General features: G+C 39.8%; 7 protein-coding genes. All 7 read left to right on the forward strand.

Features of this window, described 5'->3' with window-relative positions:
* The first annotated feature begins 584 nt into the window (after positions 1-584).
* The 7 genes from ACFILW_RS05635 (at position 585) to murJ (ending at position 14752) form a co-directional block, all read left to right on the forward strand.
* A complete protein-coding gene (locus ACFILW_RS05635; protein WP_375685316.1) occupies positions 585-2183 on the forward strand; it encodes a BID domain-containing T4SS effector in 1599 nt (532 codons plus the stop codon).
* Between the two features lie 309 nt (positions 2184-2492).
* On the forward strand, positions 2493-3764 hold the full coding sequence (locus tag ACFILW_RS05640) for a BID domain-containing T4SS effector (protein WP_375685317.1): 1272 nt from the start codon (positions 2493-2495) through the stop codon (positions 3762-3764).
* 343 nt (positions 3765-4107) lie between these two features.
* On the forward strand, positions 4108-4926 hold the full coding sequence (locus ACFILW_RS05645) for a BID domain-containing T4SS effector (RefSeq protein WP_375685318.1): 819 nt from the start codon (positions 4108-4110) through the stop codon (positions 4924-4926).
* A 354-nt stretch (positions 4927-5280) separates the two neighbouring features.
* A complete protein-coding gene (locus ACFILW_RS05650; RefSeq protein WP_375685319.1) occupies positions 5281-6564 on the forward strand; it encodes a BID domain-containing T4SS effector in 1284 nt (427 codons plus the stop codon).
* Positions 6565-6868: 304 nt separating this feature from the next.
* Positions 6869-8827 (forward strand): BID domain-containing T4SS effector, encoded by a 1959-nt coding sequence (locus ACFILW_RS05655; RefSeq protein WP_375685320.1) that lies wholly within the window; start codon positions 6869-6871, stop codon positions 8825-8827.
* A gap of 334 nt (positions 8828-9161) precedes the next feature.
* A complete protein-coding gene (locus ACFILW_RS05660) occupies positions 9162-12392 on the forward strand; it encodes a BID domain-containing T4SS effector (RefSeq protein WP_375685321.1) in 3231 nt (1076 codons plus the stop codon).
* A gap of 788 nt (positions 12393-13180) precedes the next feature.
* The gene (gene murJ / locus ACFILW_RS05665; protein ID WP_375623703.1) at positions 13181-14752 is read left to right on the forward strand and encodes a murein biosynthesis integral membrane protein MurJ; all 1572 of its coding nucleotides are present in this window, start codon (positions 13181-13183) and stop codon (positions 14750-14752) included.
* Positions 14753-14791 lie beyond the last annotated feature (39 nt).

The raw sequence follows: 14791 nt of genomic DNA on the forward strand, positions 1-14791 counted from the left end.
ATACAAAGTAAAAAACATTTTGTTGCAAAAGTACACAAAAAAGATGTTCATATGGAGCAATAAGAAAAACGTAACGGAGAAAAATTTTTGATGACTGCTTTTGCCCATAGATTCACCGATCTGAGTACTGTGTATGAAAAGTACCAGCGCCATCCGCTAACCAAGAGCAATCACACCTGCGATATCCACGCCCCTCATCAAAGCGCTCTTGCAAACAACTTTGTTAAAGGAAAAAAACAACAATTTTAAGCAACATTTTTCTTTTTGACCTCTTTCTTACACCTTAAAGGACGAAGATTTTGCCCGAAGTCAATTTGTAGAAAATCCATTTTCTGACTGCTTATAGGATTCATATCAGCGCCCTAAATACCGGCATTTTACAGCACAAGAAAATAAATAAAGGAAACATCAGAAAAGCTTTTCAAAAGCATCACAAAACGATTGATACACTCCATACACTTGAGGGAAAAGTGCTCCCTCTCATAACACCCAAAATCTCAAAAGAATACGCGAAGGGGAATTTTTCACATGGCAGCGTTTAAGACGCTCATCAACCACCACCCTACCTACTTAGGAGAGATTACATGTTAGAACAAAATTATCTATATAAAGGAACCAAAACACTCAAAAATAAATATGGCATCAAAGACCCTAAAAAACTGTATCAACGCTGTGCTCATGATACAGCCAGAGAAGCCGTAAATTTTCGCCATGAACCACCCCCACAAAAATTTGATGCTTCCTATCTAAAACTAATCCACTGGAGCCTCTTCTACAAAAGTTTTGAATGGGCGGGCCACACCCGCGATACATCCTTTACATTTGAAGATGGCACCACTGCCCATATGCCAGCGATGCGTCCCAAAGGTTATGAAGTTCCTTTTGCTATCGGTCCACAGATTAAAAAAGAACTCACAAAACTCGAAAAAACACTTAATGAAAAGAACAATTTAAAAGGTTTATCGCGCCAAGAATTTGCTGAAAGTGCCGCTGAAGTTTTTATGGCGCTCGAGCACGCACATCCTTTTAGAAAAGGGAATGGGCGCGTCAATCGAATGTTTATGGAAAAACTTGGACAAGCCGCAGGACATACCATTGACTTTTCTTTCATCACAAAGGAACGCATGACAACAGCTTGTATTGAAGCCATGCAATATAGCAACCCCCAACCGATGAAAGATCTTTTTGAAGATATCACCCATCCGCAAAAATCCCTTGTTTTAAATGAATTCATCTCCCAAATGAGAAACGCTGGACTGGATGAAATTAACGATCGTATTGTTGTTGCCGCAAAGGAAGATGTATCCTATGAAGGCGTCTTTAGAGGTTTTTCAGCAGAAGGTTTTGTCATGGAAGTAGAAGGGGCTTTTGTCGTTGGCCATAAAGATGATCTCACCCCAGAACACGTCAAAACATTACAAAACGGTACTCGCCTCTGCTTTCAAAAAACCAACGTTCAAAATGTAAAAGAAATATTGATCCCAAAAGAAACATTAGAACCTCTCACCCGTGAAGAGTTATTCACAAAGATTTCAAATGACGCTTATGTTGAAGCATGCCGAAAAGAAATCAAAAATTTATCAAAGACTGTTTATGGTAAAATCCACGCCTTAAATACAAAAATGGATATCTTAACGGCTGATCCAAGCTTAGGAAATCAATTTGCTGATGAAATTTTACAAAACCCTCAATCAATTTCTAAACTTGCAGGGAGAAAAATACTTGACATGAAAAGCCCAAATCGCAGACTGGCGGAACAAACTGCTCCACAACTCAGCCAAGCCCTTAAAAATTATGCCACAATAACACAACAAATAAAAGAAGAAATTTTAGAACACCACCAAAGAGAACAAAATCGCCTGAGTCACGCTGTCGAAACACCTGGAAAAAATTTACAAAACCTTTTTGCCTTACCAAGAGAACAACAAAAGGAAGCTTTATTGCATTCTCCAACATTACGACAAGAGCTCCATCACTTTTCGCGCCAACTAAACAATCGTCTATCCTCAGAAGAGCGTAAAGCCATACAAGAAAAAGATCATACCAGACTGGCGTGCCTCCTTGGGACATCGGAAAGCAAAGCAAAAGAAATTACGAATGCTGTAAAGAACACCCAAGAAGCACAATGTCAAGTCCGCAGCTTGAAAGTTAGTCGCTCTTCATCGCTTGCTCTTACCGGCTAAAAACGCGTGAACTTTTGCCTTCCAACTAACTCTTAGCGCCAATCATTTTATCTCCAGCGCGCCCACCAATTGTTTTAAAATATTACAAAAGATAATCCTAAAAATGAATCCTGTAATTTACTATAACTTATTGATAAAATTTCATAAAAAAGCTGTATAAAAAACATAAATGTCCATTACATATAAACATGAATAGCGCGAAATCTTTGGAGATCATTTAATTTGATATCTTACCTTATCCTAAAGTTGTTATCAAAAAATGGGGAATGCGCCAAAGAGGTTTTCTAAAAATATTGAAAGGAAACAGCCATGAAAAAAAGTCACCCACAACCAGCCCCCCAGAACCCACAATCCCAGAGCCAAGACCCCCTCTACGCAAAGGTTAATAAACCACCCAAAGAACAACGCAACCAACAACACTATACACTTCAACAACCACCAGAAACGGTCTTTGCTCCCCAAAAGCCACTTGACCAACAAAACCTAGGAGCTCCTAATGTAGAAGACCTCTACGCAAAGGTTAATAAACCACCCAAAGAACAGCGCAACCCACAACACTATACACTTCAACAACCACCAGAAACGGTCTTTGCTCCCAAAAAGCCACTTGACCAACAAAACCTAGGATCTCCTAATGTAGAAGGCCTCTACGCAAAGGTTAATAAACCACCCAAAGAACAACGCAACCCACAACACTATACACTTCAACAACCAGCAGAAACGATCTATGCTCCCCAAAAGCCACTAGGAAATCCCTATGACAGACTTGGTGGAAAACCAAGTGATGGGCGACGCACCGACAGACTCGTAGACCCCTATAAAGTAACGGATCTGGCGGCGCAAGGTTGGCAAACACCCTATGACACAATTGGTGGAGGTGCACAGGGTGGAGGACATCACCAAGAACCTGAACATGTCTATGCAGAGCTTGAGTTTGGTGAACGTGGTGAGCCCTCTCCCCAAAGACCACTCGAATCTGTCTATACAACGGTTGGCATGGGAGCTGAAGGTGGGCAAGAGTCTGAACAACTAGAAAATCCTATCTACCAAGGTGTTGGCAGAGCAGCAACACCCCCTCCCAGAACCCCAAAAGATGTGGTTACAACAAGGCTTTTAAAAAACGTAGACTTTCAATATGGTGTAAGAGAAACGCAAGAGTGGTGCAGAGTTGTTTATGGTAACGAACATGCTTTGAATCAACAACTTGCTAAAATTCTTGACGATCCTCAAAGTGCAGAGCAAATCTTATGGGGCCTTGCAGAAAATCCTGAAAGCGCTGGTAAGCTTGCAGGTCACAAAATACTTGGTGTAAAGTCTCCAAGCCGCAGAGAAGCTGAAGAGAGTTTTTCTCCCCTTTGCTCAGCTCTTGAGAGGCATATACATACGGCACAAAAGCTCCATAAACAGTTTACACGGGAGCAGGAAAGAGAAAGAGGTCAAAGACAAGAAAGTCCAGAAAGAGATACAGAACACAGACGCCACCATCATCATCGTCATGCAAGAGGACAAGAACAAAATAGTCCAGAGCACAGCCCACAACGACAAAGACATGGAGAAAAAGGAATGGCTTTTGCCATGTAAGTGGACATAAACATAAAAACAGATAGTTTTTGTTTTTCATGTAATCTTTTTTTCAGTGAGTTTCTTGGCGCAAATCGTTTTATCGTGATTGCGCCAAGAGTTGTTTTAAAATATTACAAAAAATAGTCCTAAAAGTGGATCCTGTAATTTATTGTAACTTATTGATAAAATTTCATAAAAAAACTGTATAAAAGACATAAATGTTCATTACATATCAATATTGAATAGCGCAGAATCTTTGGCGGTCATTCGGTTGGATATCTTCCTTTATATCAAAGTTATCAAAACTAAAAGTGGGGAATGCACCAAAGAGGTTTTCTAAAAATATTGAAAGGAAATATGTATGAAAAAACATCATCCACATCCTTCTGCAAATCCAGAAGCCCTCTATGCAACAGTTAATAAACCAAACAGAGGAAACCAGCGCGGACCAAAACCAGAAGAAGACGTTCTATACGCATCAGTTAGCAGTGTTTCTCCTTCAAGAGGGAGACACCATAATCAAAGGCAGCGAGAAACTGAAACCGATTACACAACGGTTGCTCCCCCAAAACGCGAAGAGGAAGTTCTATACGCATCAGTGAGCAGCGTTTCTCCTCTTTCAAGAGGGAGACATCCTGATCGGGGAAGAGAAAGTCCTGAAACCGACTATACAACGGTTGCTCCACAACAAAAAGGAAGATCATCTTCACCTTCTCTCACAACTGACCAAAAGAGTGTAATGCTTTTAAAAAATCCACAGGTCCAAGCACGTGCAGAAGAGGTCATACATTGGAGTAAAATTGTTTATGGCGATGATACGATTTTCCAGCAGCACTTGCAAGGAATACTTACAGATCCCACTAAAGGAAAAGACCTTTCAAATCAACTTGCTGAAAATCCTGAATCTATACATAAACTCGCTGGCCATTCCACACTTGGCTTAAAAAATCAAACACGCAAAGCAGCTGAAGAGGGTTTTCAACCGCTTATTGACGCCATTGATGATTATACAAAGGCTGTAGAAAGAGCCACAGAGAGGCTATCGCAAACCCCTCTAGCAGAACAAAGACGCCATCATCACCATCATCATCATCACACAAGAGGACAAGAACAAAATAGTCCAGAGCACAGCCCTCAACGACAAAGACACGGAGAAAAAGGACTTTCTTATGCCATGTAAGGGGGCATAAACATAAAAACAGATAGTTTTTGTTTTTCATTTAATCTTTTTTTCAGTGAGTTTCTTGGCGCAAATCGTTTCATCGCGATTGCGCCAAGAATTGTTTTAGAATGTTACAAAAAATAGCCCTAAAAATGGCGCCTGTAATTCACGACGACTATTGATAACTTATTGATAATATTTCACAAAAAAACTGTATAAAAGACACAAATGTCCATTAAGCTGATTGCAAATAGCGCAGATCTTTGGAAGCTCATTCAGCTCGATATTTCTTTTGTCTCAAAGCGACCCAAGCATAAAAGGCAAGAATGCACCAAAGAGGTTTTCTAAAACAATTTTTGAAAGGAAACATGCATGAAAAAAAACCACCCTCATCCTTTTCCATCCTCTTCAATACAAGAACTTATAAAGCTCTATGAACAAGCAGCGGCAGAGGTCTCAGGCGCAGCAGCCCCCCTTCCTAAAGAAACGCCTTCAAAAAGCAAAAGACTGTCATCCATACCGGAAGAAGATGAGGAAAGACAATCTCTTTTAAGCGAAGAAACTGTATATGCATCAACAAATCCAACAGCTTCGTTAACAAAAGGCGGCTCGACCAAAAGACCGCAAGAAGCTGAAACGACACACGCAACAGTTACTTCACAAGTTACCCAGAGGGCAACAAGAGTTATCTCAGAGGAAGAGATCATTCTATTGCTTCCACACCATTCATTGGTTCGAACCTATCAAGAAGAAATCCAACGTTTATCCGCAAATGCCTATGGTAACCCAAATATTTTGCAAGAACAAATGCAGGAAATTCAAAGAGATCCCGCTGCAGGAGAAGAGCTCTCATGGCGCATGGCAGCCTATCCTGAAAGTATCGCTAAACTTTCTGGTACCAGCATGTTGGGCTTTAAAAATCGAGCACGTAGACAAGCGGAAGAGAGTTATTCCGCTCTCAGTATCACCATTGATTGTTATACAGAAGCTGTACAACAGGCAAGAGAGAGCCTCGTAAAATCTCCAGAGCAAGAACTCAAAAACTATGAACGCTTCATGGGGAAGGAAGCCGTCGCTAAACTTCTGCAAAAACCGGATCATCGTGAAAAAGAAACGCTTTCAGAGACAGAAATTTCTACCCAAATTCAACAACATTCAAAAGTTAAAAGACACCATGCCCAAATCCAATATTGGTGTAAAGTTGTTTTTGGTAACGCAAACATTTTGCAATCACAAACAGACGAGCTTTTCCAAACCCCTGAAACAATAGAAGCACTCGCACAACAACTTGCCGGAAATCCTCAATCTTTTCACAAGTACGCTGGTCGTAACTTTTGTGGCTTCAAAAATAAAGCACGCAGACATGCTGAAGCGGGTCTTTCTCACCTCATTGACGCCGCTGACAATTATGCAACAGCTGTAGTACAAGTAAGAGAGAGCCTTTCAAAAACTCAGCAGGCAAAACAAGAACACAATGAAGTATCTTCTGACAGAGCGCAAAATTTGCATCAACAACAAAGCGTCTCACAGTCTGCTCAACGCCCTGAGCCTTCAATAGTAACGCATGAAGGAGCAACACCCTCTACGCAACAAAGAGAAACAGATATTCGTCCTCGCAAAACTGCCGCCCCAAAAGCGATGGCTTTTGCCAGCTAAACAGACATAAGTTTTCACGTTGAATCTAACGTCTTGGCGCAACACAGGAAAGAGGTGTTTGCGCCAAGAAAGAGAGAAAATTGAAACACAATTTATTTTTCCGTCCCTTAACCCAAACACTGGAGAAAATAGTCTTTAGAGAATGATTATGATCTGAGCCAAGAGAGTCAAATCATGCGAGACCATTCAGTTTCATATCCTCTCTCATAAAAGCAAATGAAAAAGCATAAAACAGAATAAAAACCAACGTACATTTTTAATTAGTATTTAAAAACAATATTGGAAGAGTTTGAAAGGAACATGCATGAAAAAAAGAAATCCCTCCCCTTTTATCACCGAAATGATGGAAAAATTTCAACAACCGGCTGAACAATCCCCCACTAGAACCCCTCCTTCCCAAGTTTCTCAAAATTTGCCAAAACCAACTGTAGAAAAACGCCCAGAAAATTTATCACACCACCCAAAGGTTGCGCCACCACCTCCCCCCCGTACGAAAAGCCCAGTGCAAACCAACACAATGCCTCTTAACGCCCAAAACCAAGAGACGCCTCCCCCACAAAAAAAAGCAGCTCCACCAAAACCTCCGCGTGTAAAAGAGAGACAACAACATAAACAAACAGTTCAAGAGTCCCCTTCCCTACAGACAAAAGTGGCTCCGCCCCCTCCTCCACGCATGAGAGGAAAAGCACAAACCGGCACAACAATCTCCCACTCAAAAAACCAAGAAAGCTCCTCCACACACACAAAAGCAGCTCCACAAAGACCCCCACGTGCAAAAGAGAGGCAACAACATAAACCAACAGTTCAAGAGTCCCCCTCCCTACAAACAAAAGTGGCTCCGCCCCCTCCTCCACGCATGAGAGAAAAAGCACAAATCGGCACAAAAATCACCAGCTCACAAATCCAAGAACATTCCTCTCCGCACCCAGCTCCACAAAGACCTCCACGCGCAAAAGATAGGCAACAAAACAAAACAACAGCTCAAGAGGAAAAACACCTCTATGCAACGCCTACTTCGCAAACACCGCCACGCATGGGAGACAGAGTGCAAAACGGTATAAAAATCCAAAATCCTGAAACACACGAACCAAGTGTTAGACCCAAAACACAATTACATAAGAAAGTCAGGCAGCAAAACAGTTCATCATCACAAGACAGTGGAACATATGCCGTCCCGACTTCAAGAAAACCGCACCGTATGGGAAACAGAAAACAAAGCGATACTGTCGTCCAAAAACCTTCCTCTCCACACACAGCAATTGAACAACCAAGATCATCTCATGGACAAAAACCATCTATTAATACAATGGAAAAAGAGCTATTGCTCGTAGCATATCAAGAAGAGATACGATTTTTGTGTGAAAAGGTTTATGGCGAACGGCTTATTTTAAATGAAAGAATAGCAGAAATTAAAGAAAACCCTGATATGGGAGAACAGCTCTTATGGGATGTTACAGAACAGCCTAGGTCTATTTCTAAGCTTGCCGGTAGAAAAGTTCTTGGCATAAAAAATCATGCGCGCAAACAAGCTGAAGAAACTCTTCCTACCCTATGTGCTGCCATTAACGGTTATGTGTATACTGCAAAATATACAAAAAGTGAAAATATTTTACAAGATTCTCACACGGAACAACAACATCAGCGACAAGCACAAGAGGAAGAGCTAACAAATCAACATTTACAAAATCCGCTCAATTCAGAAAAGAAAATAAAGCCTCTCTCAAATGAGGAAATTGCCCGCAGAGTTCAACAAGATCCATCGGTTCAATATGGTCAAAGAGAAATCCAATATTGGTGCCAAATTGTTTATGATGATCCATTTATTTTGCAATATAGACTAGAAGATATGCACAAAATTCCAAGTATGGGAGAAGAGCTTGTATTTCAAATTGAAAAGGATTCTACATCTTTTGCTCCACTTGCTGGTAGAAAAACCCTTGGCATAAAAAACGGAGCACGCAAAGCCGCTGAAGAAAATATCCCTACCCTTTGTACCGCCATTAAAGATTATGCTGATACAATAAAACAGTTAAGAGAAACCATTGTGCAAAACCATCAGGCAGAACAACAAAAACGTCATCAACCGCTTAACGATCTCGATAAAAAATTGCAACAGCAGCAAAACTTATCGCACCCCCCAAAGCTACCTGAGCGCTCAACAATAAAGCAACATCAAGAAGTTGCTGCAACCTCTAGACAAGAAGACCAACAGCATGTTCGACCGCGCAGAGCCGAAACATCAAAAGCCATAGCTTTGTCGTAATAAATTTCCTAATTGTTGGCTTTTTATCCAAAACTTTGGTGCAATTATCTTGCCAAGATTGCATCAAAGACGGTGTATGAAATACAGAAAACTTTGAATAAGACACTTCATTATTTTACAGAATTCATTGATAAAATTTCACGATAATACTTCAAAATTATAAACTTTAACTTTGTTCCATGATTAACTTGGTTCCATGCGAATAAGATCAATTTTTTCAATCATTCAAATAAGCATTCTTCTTTGAAGAAAACGCTATGAAAATAACATAAGGCAAAAAATGTAAACAAAGAAGATTTCAAAAAATAATGTTAGCATTTGAAAGGAAATATGCATGAAAGAAAACACAGAACATTGTGCCTCCTCTACACCGGAAGAATTGCAAGAACAACACTCTGCAATTAATGCAGCCATTACAAAGCAAATCAATGAAGAAGCGCAAAAATTTTTCTACCCCAATAGCAAAGTGCTTAAAAATAAATACCGCATCAAAGATAACGAAATATTAAAAGAACGCTGTTCTAATGATGTAAAAGAAGAAATGATAAAACTGCACCAAGAACCTCTACCAGAGCAGTTTAATGCCTCTTATCTAAAATACCTTCATCAACGCCTCTTTTCCCGCACATTTGAATGGGCCGGACAAACGCGCGAAGAGCCTTTTACATTTGAAGATGGCACTGTTGCTTCTATGCCCATTTTGAAAAGAAAAGAATTTACAAAACCTTTTGCGATTGGCAAAAAAATACAGGAGGGACTAGAAAAGTTAGATAAAACGCTTGCTGAAAAGAATAATTTACAAGGCTTAACGCGCGAAGAATTCGTTGAACAAGCAGCTGGTATAATGATAGATTTGCACCACTTGCATCCTTTCAGAGAGGGCAATAGGCGCACAAAGAGACTGTTTGTTGAAAAACTCGCTCAAGCAGCAGGACATGAGCTAGACTTTTCTCTTGTGAGCAAAAAACGTAAAGACTTTGTCCGCGCCGCTGCCATGGAACATGGCGATCCAGAGCCTATGAAGCATCTGCTTGAGGATATCTCAAATCCAGAAAAATTGCTCATTTTACAAGAATTTACCAACTCTATGAGAAAGCTTGGATTGGATGAAAAAAATTATTATCTCACTGTCGTCGCAAAAGAAGGAGAAACCTATCATGGTACCTACAGAGGCAGTGGACCCAATGGCTTCATGCTTGATGCCAACGGCATTTTCATCTTGGGAAATAAAAAAGATCTCACCCCAGAGCAAATACAGACATTAAAAATCGGTGACGCCCTCTCCTTTACAGCGCCCAAAACTCAAAACCCAGAAAAAAACCAGAAAAAAACCTTGCTTCCAGAAGAAAAAGAAGAAAAAAGAGCCACTCTCAAAAACGATGAAATAACTGAAAAGAGCAAAGACAAAACATCCATTCAAACAAAGAAAAAGGGAAAATCCTATTTTGCACCATGGAGTGCCTCTCATGTTTTACATGACAGCGTTGCAGTTATACCCAAAAGTTTGCAAGAACAAGAAAAAGAACAAATGGCACACCCAATTGCTCAATCGGCTTCCGCTACGAGGAAAATGCAAAAAGATTTCCCAAAAAACATTTTACAGAGCAGTAATACAGCAACAAATGATCCACTATCTGTCAAAATGACAAAGGAAACACGCTCTGATCATCAAGAAAGAACAAAACAGCCCCCCAAAAAAGCAATGGCATACTGGGATACTGGTACAAGAAAAACGAACACCGTCCCTCTCACCTTACAGGAGACATTATCCTCACCGCCTGAAACCGAAGAAAATAAGACAATACACCGTAATTTCTTTTATCCCAATAGTATCACCTTAAAAAATAAATATGGAATAAAAGACTATGGAAAATTAAAAGTGCAATGTGCCCATGATACAACAAAAGCAATCATTCATCTGCGCCAAGAAGCGCCACCACAAAAACTAACCTCCACATATCTCCAATATATTCATCACACCCTATTTAAAAATACTTTTGAATGGGCCGGACAAACACGCGAAAAACCATTTACATTTGAAGATGGTACCGTTGCTTATATGCCAATGATGAAAAAAGATGGTATTTCTTTTGCCTCAGCAAAACAGATACAGGAGGGACTAGAAAATTTAGATAAAATACTTGCTGAAACGAATAGTTTAAAAGGCTTAACCCGCGAAACATTTATTGAACATGTCACTGAAATGTTGATACAGCTCAACTATACACATCCTTTCAGAGAAGGCAATGGACGCACGCAACGGACGTTTTTTGAAAAACTTGGGCAAGTTGCTGGCCACACACTCGACTTTTCTCTTGTAACAGAAAAACGTATGAATCTTGCCAGCATTGCATCGCTAAAACATAACGATAAAGAAGAGATGAAGCATCTGCTTGAAGATATCTCAAATCCAGAAAAAATACTTATTTTAAAAGAATTCATGGACAATATGAAACATATCGGATTTGAGAGTCTTCATAATTATCTTATTATAACAGCAAAAGAAGGTCATACCTATAAAGGCTTTTACAGAGGCTGTGGACCCAATGGCTTCATGCTTGATGCCAACGGGATTTTCATCTTGGGAAATAAAAAAGATCTCACCCCAGAGCAAATACAGACATTAAAAATCGGTGACGCCCTCTCCTTTACAGCACCAAAAATTCAAAACCAGCAAGAAGTGCTTATCCCCGCACAAACAATAGTCCCCCTTACCAGCAATGAAATTGCCACAAGGATAAAAAACAACGCATCCATTCAAGCAAGAAGAAAAGAAATCGAAACTTTGTGCCAAATCATTTATGGCAATCGTCATATTTTGCGGGAAAGAATAGAGATGATCCATGAAAATCATACTGAAGGAGAACAGCTCACCTATCAAATTGCCACCTCTCCCCAATCGATTTCTAAGCTTTCTGGTAGCAATGTATTTGGCATAAAAAACAACGCGCGTGCCCATGCTGAAGCAAATATTTTGCCCCTCTGTAGAGCCATTGATCGTTATATCAATATTTCTAAACAAACAGAAAGAGACATTCTCCATACCCATCATGTAAAACAAAGGCGGTGTGAACAGTCGGTAGAAATGCCTAAGGCTTGGATGAAAAATCTCCTTTCCGTGTCAAAAGCACAACAGCAAGAAACGTTATCAAACTCTCCTGAATTAAGGGGTGAGATAAGGGCTTATATCAAAAAAATCAATGAGCGCTTATCCTCAAGCGAGCATGAAGCTATAAAAGAACATAATCCTGAAAACCTTGCGAAGAGTCTTGGTACATCAACCGTTAAAGCAAAAGAGATTATGGAAATAATCAAGCAGATAAAAGAGATAGAACAGCATATACAACCCATGTATTTTTATAACCATAAATTCGATGAGCGCTTCGCACCAAACCAGCATCAATCTATAAAGAAAAACAATGAAAAAAAATGTTCCAACACTCTCGATAAAGAATCAATTAAAGTGCAAAAAATGACAGAAAACGTCAATCAGAATCCTAAAAGACAAGAAAATATTCAACCTCACAAAACAGAGCACGCAAAAGCAACGGCAATGAATGTCTAAAAGGTTCATAAACTTTAACTTTTTCGCCCCCTCTGGTAAAAATGATAGCCTTTATTCCCCTTGCCTTCATCGGCAAATCAATCGCACCTCAACGAGAATGGAAACCATGAGAGAGCAAATTTATCCTATTTCCTCAGATTTTATCCTCATCAACTGTGAAAAGAAACCTGAACAAGAAAAATGCTGTTGAAAGATCATATCTTCCTATCCTCTTGTTTATGTAATCTCTAAAATGGGAAGGCAGCCACATTTGGGGAGAACATAAAGTCGTAAAAGTAAAAACCAATCACCAGCTTTACCATCACCTTTTAGCTCAGCCTTACGACTTTTTAAAACATCTAAAGCGCTATTTTTAAAATCATGAATAAATAATGGAAATTGCCCATTGCTCCACGCTTTTATTTTATTTGCGTTCTTTAAATAGGGTCACACCCCTCACGTAAAACAAAACGGCATTGGGTTGCACTATTCACGACATCAAAACATAAAGAGAAATTATCATTATATATCCCTACATATCCCTTCAAATTGTTATGATATCACTCCCATATTTCAGTTTGAAAAAGAAATTTTAATTATTTTATGGCAACAATAAAAATTTTAATGCAACAGTAAACAAGGAGCATAAAAAAAGTCTTCAAGCACCATTGTTGACAGAAAGATAAACACCGTCGTAAAACGCTTTCAAAAAGTATCCTTGATTAGGATAGAGATCAGATTTTTACGATTTAAAACGCTTTATTTCTCCTGTCATCGCTTCTCTTTTACAACAAAGTTGATATATCTTTATGACATTGATTAAAAAAATTGCAACAGTTGCTTCCGGAACCCTCATGAGCCGTATTTTTGGCTTCGTACGCGAAATGTTGATGGCCGCAGCCCTAGGGACTGGTCCTGTTTCTGATGCGTTTAATGCTGCTTTCCGTTTTCCCAACACATTCCGCCGTTTTTTTGCTGAAGGTGCCTTTAATGCTGCTTTCATTCCTCTTTTTGCCAAAAAAATCACTGAAGATGGTCACGAAACGGCATGCAAGTTTGCAGAAGAGGTGTTTGGCGTTCTCTTTTCACTGCTCTTACTGTTAACGATTGCGATGGAACTCAGTATGCCTTTTTTGGTACGAACCATTATTGCTCCAGGTTTTACCGAAGATGCAACAAAGCTTAACGCCACAATTCATTTTACGGCGATCATGTTTCCCTATTTAACCTGCATGTCGCTTGCTGCCATGATGGGGGGCATGCTTAATGCGCTGCGACGCTATTTTATTGCCGCCATTGCCCCACTCTTTTTAAACATTATTCTGATTGGTGTGCTTGCCTATGCTTGGATCTATAAACTTGACGCTTGGCATATCGGTTTAAATCTCTCTTGGGGTGTATTGGCAGCAGGTCTTATTCAACTCACCTTAATTGCCCTTGCTTTGCGTCAAAGTGGCATGAAAATTTCCTTCCGCCAGCCCCATTTAAGTCCTAATGTTCGTAAGCTATTAACTTTAGCATTCCCCGCAGCCATCACAGGTGGCATCACGCAAATTAATTTGCTCATTAATACCAATATTGCTTCTAGTCAATCGGGTGCTGTCTCTTCTTTGATGTACGCTGATCGCCTTTACCAATTGCCTTTAGGCGTAATCGCCATAGCCGTTGCAACCGTTCTTTTACCAGAATTAACACGCGCTTTGCGAAGTAAAAAGCATGAAGAAACCCACCATTTACAAAACCGCTCTATTGAATTAACGCTATTTTTAACACTTCCAGCATCCATCGCTTTTTTGCTGCTCTCCACTCCCATAGTCAGTTTGCTCTTTGAGCGAGGACAATTTACCAGTCAATCAACACACCATGTTGCACAATTACTAGAGCTTTATGGACTAGGACTTCCAGCTTTTGTTCTTATTAAGGTCTTTATTCCTAATTTTTTTGCCCATGAAGATACCAAAACACCGATGATTTTTACAGGTATTTGCGTTTTTATCAATATCGGTCTCGCCTTAACATTATTTCCTATTCTATCTGCACGAGGCATTGTTATTGCTGAAATTACCTCTGGATGGGTCAACACACTGTTGCTTTGGGGTGTCCTTATCAAACGTGGTTATTGGAAATACGACTTCCAACTGATAAAGCGAATATTATGTCTCATGATGGCAACTCTTTTGAGTGCACTAGCCCTCTATTACGGATTGAATATGCTTGGTTTTTTGTCTTTTCCTTTATCCTCACAAGCATCCTTTTTCTTGCGCGCGATCACCTTAGCAGGGATTATGCTCGGCATATTCTTGATCTATTTTAGTGCCTATTTTTTATTCAACACCCGTTCCTTTTTTCACACGCTTAAAAATTTGAAAAAACGCTCATAATATCTATACTTTGTCAAAAACAATAAAATGAATAACCTT

The sequence above is a fragment of the Bartonella sp. TT110JLCBS genome, from assembly GCF_042193405.1.
Taxonomy (GTDB): domain Bacteria; phylum Pseudomonadota; class Alphaproteobacteria; order Rhizobiales; family Rhizobiaceae; genus Bartonella.

Bases quoted from the DNA above. Each gene is read 5' to 3' on its own strand.
- ACFILW_RS05635 (WP_375685316.1), top strand. From the start codon at position 585: ATGTTAGAACAAAATTATCTATATAAAGGAACCAAAACACTCAAAAAT.
- ACFILW_RS05640 (WP_375685317.1), top strand. From the start codon at position 2,493: ATGAAAAAAAGTCACCCACAACCAGCCCCCCAGAACCCACAATCCCAG.
- ACFILW_RS05645 (WP_375685318.1), top strand. From the start codon at position 4,108: ATGAAAAAACATCATCCACATCCTTCTGCAAATCCAGAAGCCCTCTAT.
- ACFILW_RS05650 (WP_375685319.1), top strand. From the start codon at position 5,281: ATGAAAAAAAACCACCCTCATCCTTTTCCATCCTCTTCAATACAAGAA.
- ACFILW_RS05655 (WP_375685320.1), top strand. From the start codon at position 6,869: ATGAAAAAAAGAAATCCCTCCCCTTTTATCACCGAAATGATGGAAAAA.
- ACFILW_RS05660 (WP_375685321.1), top strand. From the start codon at position 9,162: ATGAAAGAAAACACAGAACATTGTGCCTCCTCTACACCGGAAGAATTG.
- murJ (WP_375623703.1), top strand. From the start codon at position 13,181: ATGACATTGATTAAAAAAATTGCAACAGTTGCTTCCGGAACCCTCATG.